19 protein-coding genes are annotated in these 19,034 nt (G+C 70.5%); 11 read left to right on the top strand and 8 right to left on the bottom strand.

Annotated features, from left to right (window positions below):
* Positions 1–4: 4 nt before the first annotated feature.
* Positions 5–907: a 4-hydroxy-tetrahydrodipicolinate synthase gene (dapA, locus tag OG870_RS11300; protein ID WP_266585542.1), complete on the bottom strand. Its 903-nt coding sequence runs from the start codon at positions 905–907 to the stop codon at positions 5–7.
* A gap of 164 nt (positions 908–1,071) precedes the next feature.
* Between dapA and OG870_RS11295 the strand changes: the two genes are divergently transcribed.
* From OG870_RS11295 to OG870_RS11265, 7 genes are all read left to right on the top strand, one after another.
* A complete protein-coding gene (locus OG870_RS11295) occupies positions 1,072–1,242 on the top strand; it encodes a hypothetical protein (protein WP_266512132.1) in 171 nt (56 codons plus the stop codon).
* Complete coding sequence (locus OG870_RS11290; RefSeq protein WP_266585544.1) at positions 1,239–1,928, top strand: hypothetical protein; 690 nt, start codon at positions 1,239–1,241, stop codon at positions 1,926–1,928. The genes OG870_RS11295 and OG870_RS11290 overlap by 4 nt, the downstream gene beginning before the upstream one ends.
* The gene (locus OG870_RS11285) at positions 1,909–2,085 is read left to right on the top strand and encodes a hypothetical protein (protein ID WP_266841151.1); all 177 of its coding nucleotides are present in this window, start codon (positions 1,909–1,911) and stop codon (positions 2,083–2,085) included. The genes OG870_RS11290 and OG870_RS11285 overlap by 20 nt, the downstream gene beginning before the upstream one ends.
* A gap of 383 nt (positions 2,086–2,468) precedes the next feature.
* Positions 2,469–2,888, top strand: a complete 420-nt coding sequence (locus OG870_RS11280; protein WP_266512126.1) for a phage holin family protein — start codon at positions 2,469–2,471, stop codon at positions 2,886–2,888.
* The gene (locus tag OG870_RS11275; protein WP_327690847.1) at positions 2,885–3,442 is read left to right on the top strand and encodes a DUF3618 domain-containing protein; all 558 of its coding nucleotides are present in this window, start codon (positions 2,885–2,887) and stop codon (positions 3,440–3,442) included. The genes OG870_RS11280 and OG870_RS11275 overlap by 4 nt, the downstream gene beginning before the upstream one ends.
* 445 nt (positions 3,443–3,887) lie before the next feature.
* Entirely contained in the window at positions 3,888–4,484 is a 597-nt protein-coding gene (locus OG870_RS11270) for an ArsR/SmtB family transcription factor (protein WP_266512120.1), read from the top strand.
* Between the two features lie 3 nt (positions 4,485–4,487).
* Positions 4,488–5,222: an SRPBCC family protein gene (locus OG870_RS11265; protein ID WP_327690846.1), complete on the top strand. Its 735-nt coding sequence runs from the start codon at positions 4,488–4,490 to the stop codon at positions 5,220–5,222.
* 50 nt (positions 5,223–5,272) lie between these two features.
* On the opposite strand, the gene OG870_RS11260 is transcribed toward OG870_RS11265, so the two are convergent.
* Positions 5,273–7,099, bottom strand: coding sequence for an endonuclease/exonuclease/phosphatase family protein (locus OG870_RS11260; protein ID WP_327690844.1), 1,827 nt, complete (start codon positions 7,097–7,099; stop codon positions 5,273–5,275).
* 280 nt (positions 7,100–7,379) lie between these two features.
* Here OG870_RS11260 and OG870_RS11255 point away from each other — a divergent pair, with 280 nt between their 5' ends.
* From OG870_RS11255 to OG870_RS11240, 4 genes are all read left to right on the top strand, one after another.
* Positions 7,380–8,807 carry a hypothetical protein gene (locus OG870_RS11255; protein ID WP_266841157.1) on the top strand — a complete coding sequence of 476 codons (1,428 nt, stop codon included), beginning with the start codon at positions 7,380–7,382 and terminating at the stop codon, positions 8,805–8,807.
* 319 nt (positions 8,808–9,126) lie between these two features.
* A complete protein-coding gene (locus OG870_RS11250; protein WP_266841158.1) occupies positions 9,127–10,596 on the top strand; it encodes an alkaline phosphatase PhoX in 1,470 nt (489 codons plus the stop codon).
* Between the two features lie 90 nt (positions 10,597–10,686).
* A complete protein-coding gene (locus OG870_RS11245; protein WP_266841160.1) occupies positions 10,687–11,331 on the top strand; it encodes a GntR family transcriptional regulator in 645 nt (214 codons plus the stop codon).
* 21 nt (positions 11,332–11,352) lie between these two features.
* Complete coding sequence (locus OG870_RS11240) at positions 11,353–12,369, top strand: 1-aminocyclopropane-1-carboxylate deaminase (RefSeq protein WP_266512104.1); 1,017 nt, start codon at positions 11,353–11,355, stop codon at positions 12,367–12,369.
* Positions 12,370–12,462: 93 nt separating this feature from the next.
* Here the strand turns inward: OG870_RS11240 and OG870_RS11235 are convergent, their stop codons facing one another.
* From OG870_RS11235 to OG870_RS11210, 6 genes are all read right to left on the bottom strand, one after another.
* On the bottom strand, positions 12,463–13,635 hold the full coding sequence (locus OG870_RS11235) for a TerD family protein (RefSeq protein ID WP_266585557.1): 1,173 nt from the start codon (positions 13,633–13,635) through the stop codon (positions 12,463–12,465).
* A 250-nt stretch (positions 13,636–13,885) separates the two neighbouring features.
* The gene (locus OG870_RS11230) at positions 13,886–14,875 is read right to left on the bottom strand and encodes a zinc-dependent alcohol dehydrogenase family protein (RefSeq protein WP_266585559.1); all 990 of its coding nucleotides are present in this window, start codon (positions 14,873–14,875) and stop codon (positions 13,886–13,888) included.
* Positions 14,872–15,729, bottom strand: coding sequence for a carbohydrate ABC transporter permease (locus OG870_RS11225; protein WP_266512097.1), 858 nt, complete (start codon positions 15,727–15,729; stop codon positions 14,872–14,874). The genes OG870_RS11230 and OG870_RS11225 overlap by 4 nt, the downstream gene beginning before the upstream one ends.
* On the bottom strand, positions 15,726–16,664 hold the full coding sequence (locus OG870_RS11220) for a carbohydrate ABC transporter permease (RefSeq protein WP_266512094.1): 939 nt from the start codon (positions 16,662–16,664) through the stop codon (positions 15,726–15,728). Before OG870_RS11220 ends, OG870_RS11225 begins: the two co-directional genes overlap by 4 nt.
* Positions 16,661–18,034: an ABC transporter substrate-binding protein gene (locus OG870_RS11215; RefSeq protein WP_266512091.1), complete on the bottom strand. Its 1,374-nt coding sequence runs from the start codon at positions 18,032–18,034 to the stop codon at positions 16,661–16,663. Before OG870_RS11215 ends, OG870_RS11220 begins: the two co-directional genes overlap by 4 nt.
* 88 nt (positions 18,035–18,122) lie before the next feature.
* Positions 18,123–18,902 (bottom strand): DeoR/GlpR family DNA-binding transcription regulator, encoded by a 780-nt coding sequence (locus OG870_RS11210; protein ID WP_266512088.1) that lies wholly within the window; start codon positions 18,900–18,902, stop codon positions 18,123–18,125.
* Positions 18,903–19,034 lie beyond the last annotated feature (132 nt).

Below are 19,034 nucleotides of genomic sequence, written 5' to 3'. Positions count from 1 at the left end.
CCGGTCAGCCCGCCGTGAGTTCCTCGTACGCCGCCAGCAGCCCCTCGACCGCCTCGCGGCCGGCGGGCAGCAGCGGGGCGCGGACCGGACCGGCGGGGAGGCCGAGCGCGCCCAGGAGGGCCTTCGCGGTGACCGAGCCGGGCAGGCCCGCCGACATCATCGACTCGATGAGGGGCGTGGCGCGTTGCTGGAGGCGGGCGGACACGGGGGTGTCGCCCGCCTCGAACGCGTCGAGGACCGCGCGGAGTTGCTCCGGTACGACGTTCGCGACCGTGCTGATGTAGCCCGCGCCGCCCACCGCGTACAGGGCGAGGTTGTGCTCGTCGCAGCCCGCGTAGTACGCCAGGTCCGTGCGGGCGAGCACCTTCTGGGCGGCGAGGAAGTCGTAGGAACAGTCCTTCACCGCCACGATCCGGGGGTGCTCGGCGAGGCGGATGATCGTGTCGGGCTCGATACGGGTGCCGGTGCGGCCCGGGATGTCGTACAGCGTGACCGGCAGTCCGACCGCGTCGGCGACGGCCAGGAAGTGCGCCTCCAGCGCTTCCTGCGGAGGCTTGCTGTAGTACGGGCTGACCACCAACAGGCCGTCCGCGCCCGCCTTTTCGGCCTCACGGGCGAGCTCCACGGTGTGCCGGGTGTCGAACGTCCCGACGCCCGCCACGACCGACGCCCGGTCGCCCACCGCCTCCCGCACCGCCTCGACCAGCGTCGCCTTCTCGGCGTCCGTCGTGGTCGGTGACTCGCCCGTCGTACCGGACAGCACCAGCCCGTCGCAGCCCCGGGAGACCAGATGGTCGGCGAGGCGCTGCGCCCCGTCCGGATCGAGCGCGCCGCCCTCGGAGAAGGGCGTGATCATCGCGCACAGGGCGCGGCCGAAGGGTGGCGCCGAGGGCGCGGGCGTCGTCATGCCCTCAGTTTCGACCGCCCTACAGTGAAGCTCCACTTAATTCTTCTACGAGATATCGATAAGTGATGCTTTGACATGGCAGGGTTGACCAGGCCCTATGTCCATTTCGCCCGTCATGAGTCACCATGGCAGGACGGTGACCGGCATCAGTCCATGGAGGCGTCATGAAGCTCGGCAAGGCACTGGCCACCGGAGTCGCGGAGGAGCAGCCGCGTATCCACGAGGAAGAGCTCGAACTGCCCGAGGAGACCGAGAACGTCGAGAACGTCGGGGACGTCCAGGACGTCGTGGACATCGAGGCGTCCGCTCCCGAAGAGGTTCCGGCGGCCCGATGAGGCTGCGGCTTCCGGAGGAACGCCCGACGGAGCCGCCGACCGGATACAAGATCGCCCACCCGGTGCTGTCCCAGGACGGCACCCGGGCCGGGTTCACCGGTGTGTCGCTCGGCGGCGCGCTCCCGTACGGGGCGCTGGCCGACGCGTCCTGCGTGTACGGCCTGCGCCACAGGGCACCGCACCGCCGCTGCGACTGCGGCTTCCACTGCGTACACGACCGGGCGGCCGCCGAGGCGCTGCTGTGCACGGCTGAGCACCGGGCGGCGGTCCTGCTGGAGGTCTCCGTGCTCGGCGCCTACATCCGCTTCGAGCGCGGCTTCCGCTACGCACGCCAGCGGGTACGGACCGCCACGGTCGGCCCCTGCACCTGCGGCACCGTCGCCGCGGCACTGGCCGACGCAGGCTGGGGCCGCCCCGGCTGGCTCGCCCTGGCCCCCTCCTGCGCGGGCTGCGTCCACGGCCGCCCGTCCCTCTCGCTCGCCGCCTTCGCGCGGCTGGCCGGGGAGGGGCTGCGGATGGTGGCCGACAGCGGCGACGCGCGGACGCCGGTCGGCCTCGGAGCGGCCGAGGGGCTCGGCGTGCCCGAACTCATCGCGGAGGCGGCCCTGCTGCAGGCCCGCCTCGACTGGTTCCAGACCCAGCTCGGCCGCCTCGGCGGGGACGCGGGTGGCGGCCGGCACCGGTGATCCGCTGTCCGTCGTCGACGGTCGGCCTTCGGCGGTCCAGGGGCTCGGTGTGCTCGAACTCGTCGCGGAGGCGGCCCTGCTGCAGGCCCGGCTCGACTGGTTCCAGACCCAGCTCGGCCGCCTCGGCGGGGACGCGGGTGGCGGTCGGCACCGGTGATCAGCTGTCCGTCGTCGACGGTCGGCCTTCGGCGGTCCAGGGGCTCGGTGTGCTCGAACTCGTCGTGGGGGCGCCCTTGCGGCGGACCCGTCTCGTTTGATTCCGCACCTGGCTCGGCCGCCTCGGCAAGGGTGGGTCGGGGTGCGGGTGGTGGTCGGCGGCTGCGGTGCGCCGCAGGTGGTGGGCTTCGAAGCGGCCGAAGGGCTCGGTGTGCTCGAACTCGTCATGGGGGCAGGGCTGTTGCGGCCCCGCCGTGGCCGGTTGCGGACCGGGTTCGCCGCCTCGGCGAGCCCGGGGCCGGGCGGTGGTCGGCAGGGGTGGCGAGGGCGGGCAGGGGTACCCGAGGTGTTCCGAACCAAAGGAACACGAGAGGAGGCGACACCGTGACCGGGACCATGCACCCCGGGCCGGTGCGCGACGAGCACCACTCGGTGGGCGAGCTTGTCGGGCAGGCCACCGAACAACTTTCCCGGCTCGTACGACAGGAAGTGGCCCTCGCCAAGGAGGAACTGGCCGCCAAGGGCCGGCGCGCCGGACGCGGCGGCGGACTTCTAGGTGCCGCGGGCGCGTTCGCGTACGCCGGTCTGCTCGCCCTGGCCGGCACGGCCGTCGCCGCCCTGTCGCTGACGCTGTCGGTCTGGGCCGCGGCGCTCATCGTGACGGGCGTGCTGTTCGCGATCGCGGCCGTCCTCGCCGCGACCGGCCGCGCTCAGCTGCGCCGCGCCGCACCCCCCACGCCCGAGGAGACCCTCGGCAGCGTCAGGGCCGACGTCGAGGAGATCAGGGAAAGGGCGCACCGATGACGGACATGGCAGGGGCGTCAGGCGCCAAGGGACCCGATGAGCTGCGACGGCAGATCGAGCGGACGCGCAGTCAACTCGGTGAAACTGTGGAGGAGTTGGCGGGAAAAATGGATGTGAAAGGACGCGCCCGGGCTCGGGCGGCCGACCTCCGGGACAAGGCCGGTGCGATGACCGTCCAGCTGCGCAGCTCGGCCGCGCAGGCCGGGCACATGGCGCAGGAGAGGGCCACCAAGGCCGGGCACAGGGTTCACGACGGGGCGACCAAGGCCGGACACCGGTTCCAGGACGGGGCGACGAAGGCCGGTCACAAGGCGCATGACCGGGCGCTGCAGGCCGGTCACAAGGCGCATGACCGGGCGCTACAGGCAGGTCATTCCGGCCAGGACGCGGCCACTGGGACGGGACGCGAACTGGAGCACAAGGCGGAGCACAGCGTGCCGCGGCCCGCCCGGTCCGTCGTGAGGGCGGCGGTACGGCATCCGCGGCCGGTGCTCGTCGTCGGCGCGGCGTTCGCCGTGGCCGTGGTGGTGGCGTGGAGGTATCCCAAGAAGTAGGCGAGCCGCAGCCGGGACGCAGCCGAGCCGTAGCCGAGAAGCACCAGGCGCAGGCACGCCACGCTGGGCGGGGGCGCACACCCTGGAGCCGGGTGCGCGCCCATGCCCATGCATATGCCCATGCATATGCCGATGCCTACGCCTGTGCTCGCGACTGTGGACGGTGAACGGTCACCCCCTGCGGACGGGCGGGCGCCCCGCGGTCAACGCCCTTTCCCCGCAAGGAACTTCGCCGGCCACCTGCGAACGTCCGGGGGCGGCCCGGCGCAACAGGGCGCACTTGACCTGAACCTTGGTCGACTGAAGAGCAGCACGGTCAGCCGCTACGACCACGCGCTGGGCCTCCTGCCGGGCTGACCCGGACCCAACTCACCCCGGCCCGCCACCCTGCACCGAAAACCAAAGCAGTCTGGACAAAAAAAGTTTTCGGTGGGACCGTGGACACATGTTGGACGTCACCGTGATCGAGGACCCCGAGGCCGCCGCCGTCTCCCTGGATCCGATAAGGGCGAGGCTGCTCGCCGAGCTGGCGGCCGGACCGGCGTCGGCGGCGATGCTGGCCGGCCGGGTCGACCTGCCGCGGCAGAAGGTGAACTACCACCTCAAGGCGCTGGAGCGGCACGGCCTGGTCGAGCTGGCCGGGGAGCGCCGCAAGGGCAACGTCACCGAGCGGCTGATGCGCGCCACCGCGGCGTCGTACGTCATCTCGCCGCTCGCGCTCGCGGCCGTGCAGCCGGACCCGGACCGCTTCCGCGACCAGCTGTCCGCGCGCTGGCTGCTCGCGCTCGGCGCCCGTCTGGTGCGGGACGTGGGCTCACTGATCACAGGCGCGGCGAAGGCCCGCAAGCGGCTGGCGACGTACGCGCTGGACGGCGAGGTGCGCTTCGCCTCGGCCGCCGAACGGGCAGCGTTCATCGAGGAGTTGACGGCCGGAGTCACCGGCCTGATCCGCAAGTACGACGCCCCGGACACCGAGGGGGGCCGCGACCACCGGATCGTCGTGGCCGTCCATCCCACGCTCAAGCAGACCGAGTTGGAGTAGATCATGTCCAAAGAGTTCGAGATCGCCCGGGAGTTCGAGGTCGACGCCACCCCCGAGGAGGTGTGGGAGGCGGTCACCACAGGCACCGGAGGTTATCTGTGGCCGATGGAGCCGCCGGAGCCCCGGGTCGGCGGCAAGGGGCCCTTCGGGTCCAAGGTCACCGCCTGGGACCCGCCGCACCGCTACACCAACCGCGTCGAGGACGTCGAGGGCATCTCCGCGCAGACCCTCAACCAACTCGACTACACGGTGGAACCCCGCGACGACGGACGCCGGGCCTGGGTGCGGTACGTGCACAGCGGCATCTTCGTCGACGACTGGGACAACCAGTACGACGGTGCCGCCAGGCACACCGACTTCTATCTGCACACCCTGCGCGAGTACCTGGTCCACTTCGCGCCCCGGCCGGCCGCCTTCGCCACGTTCGACGGGCCCGAGGCGTCGAAGGCCGCGGAAGCGCTCGCCGTCGTCGGGCGTGCGCTCGGAGTCGGCGAGGACGTGACCGCGGGCACGCGAGTGACGGTCCACGGGCCCGACGAGTTCGAAGCCGTGGTCGACTTCCGCAACCCGTACTTCATCGGACTGCGGACGGACCGGGGCCTCACCCGCGTCTTCGGGCGCAACCACTGGGGCCACCCGGTCGGCATCTCCCTGCACGACTTCACGCCGGGCGGCGGCATCAAGGAGTGCGAAGCCGCCTGGCAGGACTGGCTGAACGGCGTGTTCAACCAGCCCTGACCAGGCGGGAGTTACGGGCGGAAATTGCTAACCCGCGCTACGACCGGGAATCAAGGCTTGAAGCGCAGCACCTGCGGGTCGTGGTCGCTGATCTGGTCGTTGAACTCCGAGTTGACGTGCACGCTGTCGTACGCGAAGTCACAGCCGCGCCGGATCGCCGGGCTGATCAGGATCTGGTCCAGGACCTGCTGGTTGCCCTGGTAGTCGTAGGTGTAACGCTCGCTCCTCGGCAGCGACTTGATCGCCGACCAGAGCGCGCCGTCACCCTCCAGGATCTGGGCGGTGCCGGAGAACTCGAAGTCGTTCATGTCGCCCAGCGCGATGACGTCCGCGTTCTTCTGGACGTCCAGGATGTTCTTGACGAACGCGTTGACCAGCGTCGCCTGCGCGTGGCGCTGGATCTCCGAGCTGCGCACCACCGGCTGGTACTGCGAGGTCAGCCCCTGGTCGCCACCCTTGGAGTTGAGGTGGTTGGCGATCACGAAGACGGTCTTGCCGTGGAAGACGAACTCGGCGGCCAGCGGCTTGCGGCTGGACTTCCAGGCGTCGTCCGCCGGGGCGACGCGGCCGGGGGAGGCCGTCAGCTGGGCCTTGCCCTGCACCTTGGTGACGCCGACCGCGGTGGTGGAGTCGCCGCCCGCGCGGTCCGTGAAGGAGACGCGCTCGGGGTTGAAGAGGAAGACCTGGCGGATGTTGCCGCCGGGCTCTCCGCCGTCCTGGTCGTTGACCGGGTTGATCGAGCGCCAGTCGTACTTCGGGCCGCCCGCCGCCACGATCGCGTCGATCAGCTTGTTCACCGTCACGTCGGCGGCGACCGTGCCGTCGTCCGTGGCGCCGTTGTTGTCCTGGATCTCCTCCAGGGACACGATGTCGGGCGACTGCAGGTTGTTCACGATCGCGGCGGCGTGCGCGTCGAAGGTCTTGTCGGACGGGTCGAGGTTCTCGACGTTGTACGTCGCGACCGCCAGCTCGCCCCGCGACTGCTTCTTCGTGGTCTCGCGCGTCAGGCCGCCGCTCTTGAGCGTGCCGATCTCGTTCGCGACGAGGGTGTAGCCGCCGAACTGGTTGTAGTCCATCGGGCCGGTCGTGGTGCCGGTCAGCGTGTCGCCGACGTTCGCCACCGGGAAGGCCGCCGTGGCACCCAGCGACTGGATCTGCAGCCGGCCGGTGTTCTGCGAGTCGTACGAGCCGTACAGCGTGCCGCCGCGGCGGGTGGGGTTCTCGTGCGACTTCACCGTGACCCACAGCTCGGTGTACGGGTCGGTCGCGGTGACCACACGGGTGTTCCTGACCTGGACGTTCATGCCCTCCAGGGACTCGTAGAAGTCCAGGGCGTACTTCTTCGGCTGCAGCGTCAGGCCGTTGACCGAGTTGTTCGCGGCCGTGTCGCCGGCCGGGGTGTACCGGCTCGGCACCGACTTCGCGTCGATCACCGTGGCGGCCGGGACCGCGTTGCCGCTGGAGACGACGGTGACCGTCGGCTTGGTGATCTCGGTCAGCGACTGGTTGCCGGACGAGGTGCCGCCGGGGACGAACTCCGAGACCGTGCCGGTGACCGTGACGGAGTCACCGACGGCGACCTTCGGGGCGGAGCTGGTGAAGACGAAGACGCCCTCACTGGTCGCCGGATTGTCGTCCGGGTTCGGGTCCTGGATCCAGAAGCCTTTGGAGGAACCGTAGGTGCGCACGCCGGTGACGATTCCGGCCACGTCGGTGACCTTCTGGCCGGCGTACGGAGAAGTGCGCGTGCTGCCCTGGATGTCATGGATGCGCACGGAGTCCGCGTGCGCGGGAGAGGTCAGGGCGACGGCGGACGCCGCGGTACATACGGCGGCGACGGTGAGCGCGGCGAGACGCGCGGAAGACTTGCTCGGCAACGGAAATCCCTCCGGGGACGTGCGTGGGCGCCGGGACGAGGGTGGTGCGTGGGACGGGTCGGAGGCCGCGACCTGTGGGGCGGAGGCGACGCGCGTAGAAATCACAGTGAACAGCTGTCCGCTCGATTTCTACGCGCGTCAATCTCCTGCCTGCTCAGGCCAGTTGTCAAGGTTTCGGCCATGTACGGCGACCGTCGGAGAGATGAACCGGGCGGCATGGGTGGAAATCCGTCTAGGCTGAGCGGCTGAGTGGTACGACACGCCCGAGGAGAATCAGCCGATGTCAGACAGCTCCCCCCTGCCGCCGGTGCGGCTGCACCCCGAAGCGGAGCTGGCGCGGGACGCGCTGTCCACGCCCCTGCTCTCGCGGGCCGCGCGGCTGGCCCGCTGGGCCGGCCCGGACATCCGGGTCGACGCCGGGGGCGGGCTCGCCGACGAACAGCTGCCGGCCGCCGCCGAGGTGCTCGGGCTGAGCGGCAACGACGCCGCGGCCTTCGCGAGCGAGGCCTGGCGGGTCGCCGTGGACACCGGACTCGTCGAGATCGCCGACGAGGACGAGGGCACCGTCGCCCCCGGGGAGGACCTGGCGCTGCTCGTCTCCGGTTCGCCGCACGACGTACTGGCCGTGTGGCAGGGGGCCCTGGAGACCGTGCTCGCCGACGCGAGCGTGCCCGACCTGGACGACCTGGAAGGCGCGCTGGACGAGGGCGGCGAGATCGACTTCTCCCGGCTGGAGTGGGACCCGGAGGCGGAGGCCGAGTTCCTCGACGGCGTCCTCGGCAACCTGTACCTGCTCACGGTCAGCGAGGACGGCCCCGCCGACTCGCCCGTGCCGCTGCCCGCCCTGGCCGCGTCGATGATCGTGCCCAGCGACATGGGGGAGCCCACCAACGACGTCCTGGAGCAGGTCTCCGACGCGATGATGCGGCTCGACGACCAGTTCCGGCTGCTGGAGCCGACGGGAATCGTGGAGTACCAGCCGGTGGACGAGGCGCTGATGGCCGACGCCGACGAGGAACCCACGGCACTGCCGGACGACACCGACGTCTCACGCTACGGCATGGTGCGGCTGACACCGCTCGGCCTGTACGGCCTGCGGGCTCGGCTGCTGGAGGCCGGGCTCACGGCGCCCGCGGTCGGCGACCTCGCGGACAAGGGGGCCGACGCGCTGCTCGACGGGACGGCGGCCTTTCCCCAGGCGGCGGCGCAGGCCGAGACCGAACAGTGGCTCGCCCGGCGTGAAGTCCTGGGCGCGGCACGGGAGTTGCTGGCGGCGGCACGCGGCGCGGACGCCGGCGCGCCGCTGCGCCGGCTGCGCTGCCAGCAGGCGCTGTCCCTCGTCGGCGTGGAGGCCGAGCCCGCACTGCGGGAGGTCCTCGACGACGCGGAGCTCGGCGGGCTCGCCCGGGTCTGGCTGACCGAGCACGGGGCGCCCGACGTGCCGGCGCCGTCCCAGGCGATGATCTTCTGGCTGACCATCGACACGATCGCCGCCCAGCTGGCCGCCGAGGGCAACTCCGAGGAACTGCGGGGGCTGGTCCAGGGGCTGGCTGCCCAGCACGGAGGGTTCTTCGAGGCCGCCTGGCGCGTCGACCACCCCGCCACCGCGGATGTGCTGGAGGCCATGGGGCGACTGCACCCGGACAAGCGGATCGCGAAGGAAGCGCGGAAGGCCGCCTTCAAGGCACGTTCACAGCACGGTAGTTGACCGTATCCGTCCCAAACTCCTCGCGGGTGCGGGTGCGGGTGCGGGTGCGGGTGCGGGTGCGGGTGCGGGGTGCGTCCGGCGCGTCTCCTGGGGCGGTTAGTGCCCTTCTGTGTACTTCGATCTCCTTCGTGAAGATCCGTCCGACCAATTACCGGGGCACAAGGATTTTTTGAATCCCGTGGTCTGCTGCGTACGGATTCTTGGAAGCGTGTCTGTGTGCGTCGCCCGGTGTTCAACTCCCGTTCAGACGTGGGCGGGACGGTGGCGCCGACCCGAGGTCGCCACCCTCCACGGCACACCCACCGTCACAGGAGACACCATGTCGCTCACTCGCAGGGACTTCGCCAGAAAATCCGCGGTCACCGGTGCCGGTGTCGTGCTGGCGGGCAGCGTCGGCGCCCTGGCCACCGCCCCGAACGCCCTTGCGTCCACGGAGACCGAAGACGTCGAGGGCGCAGCCGAGACGTCGGGGCACGGACACGGACACGGCGGCGTCGGGTACGGACCGCTCGTCCCCGACCCCGACGGCATCCTCGCCCTCCCCGCCGGCTTCAAGTACCGCATCGTCACCTACAGCGGCAGGACCAAGCTGGAGTCGGGCGAGTTCACCCCCTCCAACCACGACGGCACCGCCACCTTCGACGGCCCGCGCGGCGCGACCCTCCTGGTCAACAACCACGAGCTGGCCGGCCCGCGCTCCAAGTGGCCCCACCCGGTGCCGCTCACCGAGGGCCTCGTCTATGACCCGGCCGCCTCCGGCGGCTGCACGGTCGTCGAGGTGCGCCGTGACCACGTCGCCGAGTGGGTCGGCATCGCCGGCACCGCCACCAACTGCGCGGGCGGCAGCACCCCTTGGGACACCTGGCTCACCTGCGAGGAGACCGAGGACAAGGCCGGCCAGAACGGCATGACCAAGGACCACGGTTACGTCTTCGAGGTCGACCCCGCCGACCGCCGGGCCAACCGCGACCCCAAGCCCATCAAGGCGCTCGGCCGTTACGCCCACGAGGCCGTCGTCATCGACCCCAACCGCGGCCACGCCTACCTCACCGAGGACGCCGCCGGCCCCAACGGCCTGCTGTACCGCTGGACCCCGCCGGAGCACTTCCACCACGGCCGCGGCAAGCTGCGCACCCTCGCCGACAACGCGGGTGTCCTCCAGGCCTCCAAGTGCTTCGACTCCGGCGGCAAGTTCGTCGACGACCTCTCCCGCGCGACGAAGATCGGCACGGTCTACGGCGTCGACTGGGTCGACGTCCCCGACCGTGACGCCAGGACCACCTCCGTCCGCAAGCAGTTCGCCGACGGCCAGGTCACCCGCGCCCGCAAGCTCGAAGGCATGTGGTGGGGCGACGGCGGCACCTACATCGTCTCCTCCTTCGCCCGCGCCGAGAGCCCCGTCCAGCACGACGGCCAGGTCTGGTTCTACGACCCCAAGCGCCGCACCCTGACGCTGAAGGTCCTGCTCGGCGTGAACCCCGACCCCGCCGACTCTTCGGCGGGTGGCGCCTTCGACGGCCCCGACAACATCACCGTCTCCCCGTACGGCGGCCTGGTCATCGCCGAGGACGGCGAGGGCGTCCAGCACCTGTTCGGCGCGACCGACAGCGGCCGCACGTACCCCATCGCCCGCAACGAGCTGAACATCGGCACGGAAGAGGCCCCCGAGTACAGCGAGTTCACCGGCGTCACGTTCTCCCCCGACGGCAGGACGCTGTTCGCCAACATCCAGACGCCGGGCATCATGCTGGCGATCACCGGCCCCTGGAAGCGCCAGAAGCGCGGCTGAGGCTCCGTCGGTGAAAGGTGGCCCGCACTTCTCCGGGGGTGCGGGCCACACCCTTGCTCGTCGGCATGATTGACATCTAACATTTCAGTCATGGAGTCGATACGACCCGTCCAGCGCACCCTCCTGAGGGACCGTGCCTACGAAGCGATCCGGGACGCCATCGTGGCCGGCGAGCTGGAACCCGGCGCGGTCGTGCGCGACGGTGATCTCGCCGAGCGGCTCGGGCTGTCCCGGGCGCCGGTGCGGGAGGCCTTCTCGCGGCTGGTGGACGAGGGTCTGCTGGAGAGCAAGCCGCAGAGCTACACGCGGGTCACCCCTGTCGTCGCCGCCGACGTACGGGACGCCGCCGCCGTGGTCGGTGCCATGCACGAGCTGGCCACACGGGTCGCCGTGCCCAGGATGTTCGCCGCGGACGTCCAGGCGATGCGCGCGGCCAACGAACGGTTCGCCGCCGCCGTCGGCGCGGGTGACGTCGACGGGGCCCTGCGCGCCGACGACGCCCTGCACGACGTCCTCGTCCGCGTCGCCGGGAATCACGCGGCCGCCGCCACCATCGCCCGCTACACCCCCCTCATCCGCCGCCTGGAGTGCCGCCGTTTCGGGGAGAGCACCTGCCGTTCGGCAGGACTCCATGAGCAGTTGATCGACGCCTGCTCGGCCGGGCACGCGGACGACGCGGTCCGCATCACCGCGGAGATCTGGCGCACCCTCGCCGACCTCGACGACGGCGACTGATCCCGACCCCCGGGAGGACCTATGTCCCTTTCCTCGTACGACCGTTACCCCCTCCTCTTCGGCCCCTCGCCGGTGCATCCGCTGGAGCGGCTCACCGCCCACCTCGGCGGCGCCTCGCTCTGGGCCAAGCGCGAGGACTGCAACTCCGGTGTCGCCTACGGCGGGAACAAGACCCGCAAGCTGGAGTACCTGGTCGCCGACGCGCTCGCGCAGGGCTGCGACACGCTCGTGTCGATCGGCGGGGTCCAGTCCAACCACACCCGTCAGGTCGCCGCGGTCGCCGCCCGTGCCGGGCTCAAGTGCGTGCTGGTCCAGGAGAGCTGGGTGGAGTGGCCCGACTCCGTCTACGACAAGGTCGGCAACATCCTGATCAGCAGGCTGGCCGGTGCGGACGTACGGCTGGTGAAGGCCGGGTTCGGGATCGGCTTCAAGGAGAGCTGGGAGCAGGTGCTCAGGGAGGTCGAGGAGTCGGGCGGCAAGCCGTACGCGATCCCGGCCGGCGCCTCCGACCATCCGCTCGGCGGTCTCGGGTTCGCCGGATGGGCGTACGAAGTCGCGGAACAGGAGCGGGAGTCGGGGGTCTTCTTCGACACCGTGGTGGTGTGCTCGGTGACCGGGTCGACCCAGGCGGGCATGGTCGCCGGGTTCGCCGCACTGGAGGAGGCGGGTGCCCGGCCCCGACGTGTGCTGGGCATCGACGCCTCGGCGGCGCCCGTCCGGACCCGGGAGCAGATCGCCCGGATCGCGCAGAACACCGGCCAACTCATTGGTGTCAAGCGGGAGTTGACCGAAGCGGATGTCGAGCTGGACGAGCGGTACCACGCGGGCACGTACGGCATCCCCGACGAGACCACCCTTGAGGCGATGCGACTCGCGGCCCGCACCGAGGGGATGGTCACCGACCCCGTGTACGAGGGGAAGTCGATGGCCGGAATGGTGGACCTGGTCGCGCGGGGAGAGATCGCCCGTGAGTCCACCGTGCTCTACGCCCATCTGGGCGGACAGCCGGCGCTGAACGCGTACAGCGCGCTCTTTTAGCCGTCCTGGCCCCCGAGCCGGGGTGGGGGCGGGGTCGGCGGACCGCCGGGCGCCCCCTTTCGCCGGGGGCGCCCATCGCCGTCGTACGGCCGGCTAGAGCGCCTGGGCGGCCGGCTTCACCATGTTGCGGACCGTGCGGGCCTTGACGAAGTCGCCCATGGCCGTCATGTCCCACTCGCCGGAGAACTGGCGGATCAGCTTGGCCATCAGGACGCCGGTCTGGGCCTCGGCGCCGGTGAGGTCGAAGCGGACCAGCTCCTCGCCGGACGCCGCGTCGATGAGGCGGCAGTAGGCCTTGGCGACCTCGGTGAACTTCTGGCCGGAGAAGGAGTTCACCGTGAAGACGAGGGCCGTGACCTCCTGGGGGAGTCGGCCGAGGTCGACCACGATCACCTCGTCGTCACCGCCGCCCTCGCCCGTGAGGTTGTCGCCGGAGTGCTTGACCGCCCCGTTCAGGATGGTCAGCTTGCCGAAGTAGCAGCTGTCGATGTGGTTGCGCTGCGGGCCGTAGGCGATGACCGAGGCGTCGAGGTCGATGTCCTTGCCGCGGAAGGCCGGCTCCCAACCGAGGCCCATCTTGACCTGGGCGAGCAGCGGGCGGCCGCCCTTGACCAGCGACACCGTCTGGTTCTTCTGGAGGCTGACCCGGCCCTTGTCGAGATTGATCTTCCCGGCGCCGGGAGCGGGGGCCGCGGGGGCGGGCGGGGCCACCGGGGTCTGGAGGGTGGGCGTCGGCGGGGCGACCGGCTGCGGCGGGGCGGCTGCCGGGGCCGGCTCCTCCACCGTCACGCCGAAGTCGGTGGCGATGCCCGCGAGGCCGTTGGCGTAGCCCTGGCCGACCGCACGGGCCTTCCAGGCGCCGTTGCGCTGGTAGATCTCGACGACCACGAGCGCCGTCTCGGTGCCGAGCTGCGGGGGCGTGAACGTGGCCAGGACGCTGTTGTCGTCCGCTCCGCGGATGGTGGCCGTCGGTTCGATGCCCTGGAAGGTCTGGCCGGTGGTGTCCGGGCTGGCGGTGACGACGATCTTCTCGATGCCCGGGGGGAGCGCGGCGGTGTCGACGACGATCGCGTCCGGAGCCGTACCGCTGCCGGACCGGTAGGTCACGCCCGGTCCGGCCGGCTGATTGTAGAAGATGAAGTCCTCGTCGGAGCGCACCTTGCCGTCGGCGGTGAGCAGCAGGCCCGACACGTCGAGCCGCACCGGGGCGGCGACGTCCACCGTCACGCGCGCGACGGGGAGAGGGATGTTCGAGCCAGGGGTCATAGCTGTCATGCCGGGTGAACGAGCGAGGCCGCTTTACCGTTCCCTTACCAAGCGGCCAATTCGCCGGGGCTTGCCCGTCCCCTGGGGGCCGCCGCCCCCAGACCCCCGCTTCGGCCTGAACGGCCTCGTCCTCAAACGCCGGACGGGCTGGATTTGGCCGAGCTGAATTCAGCCCCTCCGGCGTTTGAGGAGCGGGGGTCCGGGGGCCGGCCCCGGGTCGGGACGGGTAAGGGCGGCGGGGGCGGAAACCCTATGGCACCACCACGATCTTGCGGCCCACCCCGGACGCGAACTGGTCCAGCGCCTGCGGGTAACGCTCCAGCGGGATCCGGTCGCTGATGAACACCTCGGGGTCGAGGACACCGTTCGCGAACAGTTCGGCCGCCCGTTCGAAACTATGCAGGACGGCCATCGAACCGGTGATGGTGATCTCCTGGTTGTAGATGCGGTACGGGTCGATCGTCACGCGCGTCGCGTAGTCCGCGACCCCGAACTGCAGGAACGTGCCGGCCTTCGCCACCCGCTCCAGGCCGTCCTGGATCGCCGCCGCGTTGCCGGTGGCGTCGATGACGACGTCCCAGCCCTGCGGCCGTTCCAGCTCGTCGGCACTGGCCGCCGACGCCGAGACTCCCAGCCGGCCCGCCGTCTCCAGGCGGGCCGGATTCAGGTCCACCACGTCCACACTCGCCGCGCCCGTGCGCTTGGCCAGCTCCAGCATCATCAGGCCCATGGTCCCCGAGCCGTAGATCAGCACGTGGGCGCCCAGGCGGGAGCGCAGCACGTCGTAGCCGCGGACGGCACACGACAGGGGTTCCACCAGCGCCGCGTCCTGCGTGCGCACGTGCTCGGGCAGCTTCACGCAGTTGGCCACCGGCGCCACCGCGAACTGCGCCGCGCCTCCGGCCGTCGTGACACCGATCGCGGCCCACCGCTCGCACAGGTTGTTGTGGCCCGTACGGCAGTGGCGGCACTCGTAGCAGTAGAGGGACGGGTCCACCGCCACCCGGTCGCCGACCGCGATCTCCGTCACCTGGGTGCCGACCCCGACCACCTGGCCCGCGAACTCGTGCCCCGGCACGATCGGCAGCTTCGGTGCGAACTCGCCCTGGAGGATGTGCAGGTCGGTGCCGCACAGCCCGCAGGCGGCGACCTCGACGACGACCTCGCGGGGACCGGGCGTCGGGTCGGGGACCTCGGTGACGACGGCACGGCCCACGGACTCGATGACGGCGGCCTTCATTTCACGGCTCCAAGCGACAGGCCCTGGACGAGCTTGTCCTGGGCGGCGAACCCCGCGGCGAGCACCGGCAGGGAGACGACGAGCGACGCGGCGCACACCTTCGCCAGGAACAGGCCCTGGCTGGTGATGAAGCCGGTCAGGAAGACCGGGGCGGTCTCGGCCACGACCCCGGTGAGGACCCGGGCGAAGAGCAGTTCGTTCCAGCTGAAGATGAAGCAGATCAGAGCTGTCGCGGCGATGCCGGGCAGGGCGATCGGGGCGACCACGCGCGCGAGGATCGTCGGCAGCCGGGCGCCGTCGATCTGCGCCGCCTCGATCACGGCCACCGGGACCTCGGCGAGGAACGACTGCATCATCCACACCGCGATCGGCAGGTTCATGGAGGTGTAGAGGATGACCAGCAGCCAGATGTTGTCCAGCATGTCCGTGTTCTTGGCGAACAGGTAGATCGGCAGCAGGCCGGCCACCACGGGGAGCATCTTCGTCGACAGGAAGAAGAACAGGACGTCCGTCCACTTCTTCACCGGGCGGATCGAGAGGGCGTACGCCGCCGGGAGGGCCAGCAGCAGGACCAGGACCGTCGAACCCACCGACGCCACAACGGAGTTGACCAGTGCCGGCCAGGGACTCGCGCCGCCGCCCGTACCGAAGAACTCGCGGTAGCCGTCCAGGGTCAGGGCGGCCCCGAAGGACGGCGGGTTGGTCGCCGCGTCCGACTCCGAGTGGAAGGACGTGAGCGCCATCCACGCGATGGGCAGGAAGAAGACGATCCCGAGCAGCCAGGCCACCAGGCCCAGGCCGACTCCCTTGCGGCGGGGGGAGGTTGAGCGGGGTGATGCGGCGACCGTGCTCATGCGCGGGACACCTCCTCGCGGAAGAGGGACGACACGACGCGCAGGGCGAAGGTCGCGATGATGATCGAGCCGATGACGACCAGGACGCCCGCGGCCGAGGCGAGGCCGTTCTCGTGGGCCTGGTAGAAGCTCTGGTAGACGGTGTAGGGCAGGTTGGCGGTGCCCAGGCCGCCGGACGTGATCGTGAAGACCGCGTCGAAGTTCTGGACGATGTAGATCGAGCCGAGCAGCGCGCCCAGTTCGAGGTAGCGGCGCAGGTGCGGAAGCGTCAGATGGCGGAAGATCTGCCAGTCGTTCGCGCCGTCGACCCGCGCGGCCTCCAACTGCTCGTTGTCGCGGCTCTGCAGGCCGGCCAGCAGGATCAGCATCATGAACGGCGTCCACTGCCAGATCAGGGATGCCTCCACCGCGAGCAGCGGGGTGTTGGAGATCCAGTCCGGCTGGGGGCCGCCCACATAGTGCAACAACCCATTGAGGAGGCCGTATTCGGGGTTGTAGAGCACATGCTTCCAGAGGAGGGCCGCTGCTACGGGGACCACCAGGAAGGGCGCGATCAGGAGCGTACGGACCACGCCGCGGCCCTTGAACCTGCGGTCCAGAAGGAGCGCGAGTGCCATGCCCAGGACCAGGCTGACCAGGACCACCGTCGCCGTCAGCAGGACCGTCGTCCACACCGAGTGGCGCAGGTCCGCGTCGGTGAGAACCTCCTGGTAGTTGTCGAAGCCGGTGAAGTGGCGTGCCTTTGGATAGAGGGCGTTCCAGTCGAAGAACGAGATCACCAGGGTGGCCACGAACGGCAGCTGGGTCACCGCGATCATGAAGACCAGGGCGGGCAGCAGCGGGGCCCGGGTGGACCAGGCGCGCAGCCGGGCGGAGGGCCGGCGGGTCGTGCGTACGGGAGTTGCCGCTATCGGGGCGGTCGTCGTCGCGCTCATCGTCCCTCGTACTCCTTCGAGATCTTCTCGGCGAGCTGCTGGGACTTCTTCAGGGCCGAGTCGACGGACTGGCGTCCGGCGATGGCCGCGCTGATCTCCTGGGAGACCTTGGTGCCGAGATCGGTGAACTCGGGGATGCCGACGAACTGGATGCCGGGCGCGGGGCGCGGCTGCACCCCCGGGTCGTTGGGCCTGGCGCCCTCGATGGCCTCCTTGGTCATCTCCTGGAAGGCGCCGGCCTCCTTGCGGTAGTCCGCGTTCGTGTAGGTCGAGGCGCGCTTGCCGGCGGGCACGTTGGACCAGCCGCTGGTGTCGCCGACCAGTTGCTCGTACTGCTTGCTGGACGCCCAGGACACGAACTTCCAGGCCTTGTCGGAGTTGTGGGACGCCTTCTGCATGCCCCAGGCCCAGGTGTAGAGCCAGCCGGAGGAGTCCGTCTTCTCGACCGGGGCGGGGGCGTAGCCGAGCTTGCCCTTGACGGGGGAGCCCTTGGCCTCCAGGGATCCGGCCGCGGACGTGGCGTCGTACCACATGGCGACCTTGCTCTGGGTCATGTTGTTCAGGCACTCGGCGAAGCCGGACTGGGCGGCACCCGACTCACCGTGCTTTCGCACCAGGTCCACGTAGAACCTCGTCGCCCTCTCGAACTCGGGGGAGTCGAGGTGCGCCGTCCAGTTCTTGTCGAACCAGGTGCCGCCGAAGGTGTTCACCACGGTGGTCAGCGGGGCCATCAGCTCCCCCCAGCCGGGCAGACCGCGCAGACAGATGCCGCGCATCCCGGACTTCGCCCCGTCGACCTCGGCGGCGATCTTCGCCACCTGGTCCCAGGTGGGGCGGGCCGGCATCGTCAGGCCCTTCTCGGCGAGGATGTCCTTGCGGTACATCAGGAAGGACGACTCGCCGTAGAAGGGCTGGCCGTAGAGCTTGCCGTCGTCGGCGGTCAGGGACTGCCGCATCGGCTTGAGGACGTCCTGCTCGTCGTACGCCGGGTCCTTGGCCACGTACGAGTTCATCTCGTGCAGCCAGCCGTTCTTGGCGTAGATCGGTATCTCGTAGTTGCTGAGCGTCGCCACGTCGTACTGGCCCGCCTGGTTGGCGAAGTCCTGGCTGATCTTGTCGCGGACGTCGTTCTCCGGCAGCACGGTGAAGTTCACCCTGATACCGGTCTCCTTGGTGAAGTGCGCCTTGGTGAGCTTCTGCAGCTCCACCATCTGCGGGTTGTTGACCATCAGGACGTTGATGGAGTTGCCGCCGGAACCGGACCCGCCCGCCCCGACCCAACAGCCGGAGAGCAGCGGGGCGAGCAGCGTCCCTGCGGCGGCCATGGCGAGCGTGGCTCGCGGTGGCCGTCGTCGGCTCTGGGTGCGCATGAATCGCTCCTGGACATAGGTGGATATAAGGGGCGTTCTTGGGTGTGGGAATGCCTTGGGTGACAGCTGGGTGGACCGGTTGGACAGGTCAGACCCTGATGACCTGTGGTCCCAGCAAGGAGTAGCGGTGGGCCTCGGCCGAGGGGAGCAGCGTGCTCGTGACGATCGTCTCCAGCGCGCCGATCTCCGCGAAGCGGCAGAAGCTGACCGCTCCGAACTTGGTGTGCACGCCCGCGAACACCGTGCGGCGCGCCGCACGGATGGCCTGTGCCTTGACCTCGCTGACCGCGGGGTCGGGGGTGGTCAGGCCGTGCTCGCGGGAGATGCCGTTGGCGCCGATGTAGGCGAGGTCGATGACGAAGCCGGCCAGCATCTTCGTCGTCCAGTGGTCGACGGTGGCGAGGGTGCCGGGGCGTACCCGGCCGCCGAGGAGCAGTACGGAGACGCCGTCGGCGTCGGCGAGCGAGCCCGCGACCGGCAGGGACGCGGTGACCACGGTCAGCGGCCGGTCCCTGGGGAGCGCCTCGGCGATGAGCTGCGGGGTGAAGCCCTCGTCGACGAAGACCGTCTCGGCGTCCCCGATCAGCTCGGCCGCGGCGGCCGCGATCCTGCGCTTCTCGGGTACGTGGCTGGTGGCGCGGAATTCGAGCGTCGTCTCGAAGCCGGCGCTCTCCACGGGGTAGGCGCCGCCGTGGGTGCGGCGGACCAGGCCGTGGTCCTCCAGGGCGCGCAGATCCCGCCGTACGGTCTCCTTGGCCACGCCCAGTTCGGCGGCGAGCGCGGTGACGTCGACGGAGCCGGTGGTGCGCGCGGCGCGCACGATCTCCCGCTGGCGTTCCTCTGCCGACTTCGCAGTGTTCGCCGTCATCGCCGCACCCGCTTCCTTGCCCACTGCCCGTTCGGGCCCGGTGAGGCCCACGGGGGAAGTTCTACCCCCGGCGTGCGTCACTGACCAGGCCTGTTGCAGGTCCGATGCTGCCCGTATGGGTCCGTTTGCCGG

Origin of the sequence: Streptomyces sp. NBC_00461, from assembly GCF_036013935.1 — a bacterium.
Lineage (GTDB): Bacteria > Actinomycetota > Actinomycetes > Streptomycetales > Streptomycetaceae > Streptomyces.
Note: the sequence above shows the minus strand (reverse complement) of the source record. Positions and strands in the feature narration are given on the sequence as shown.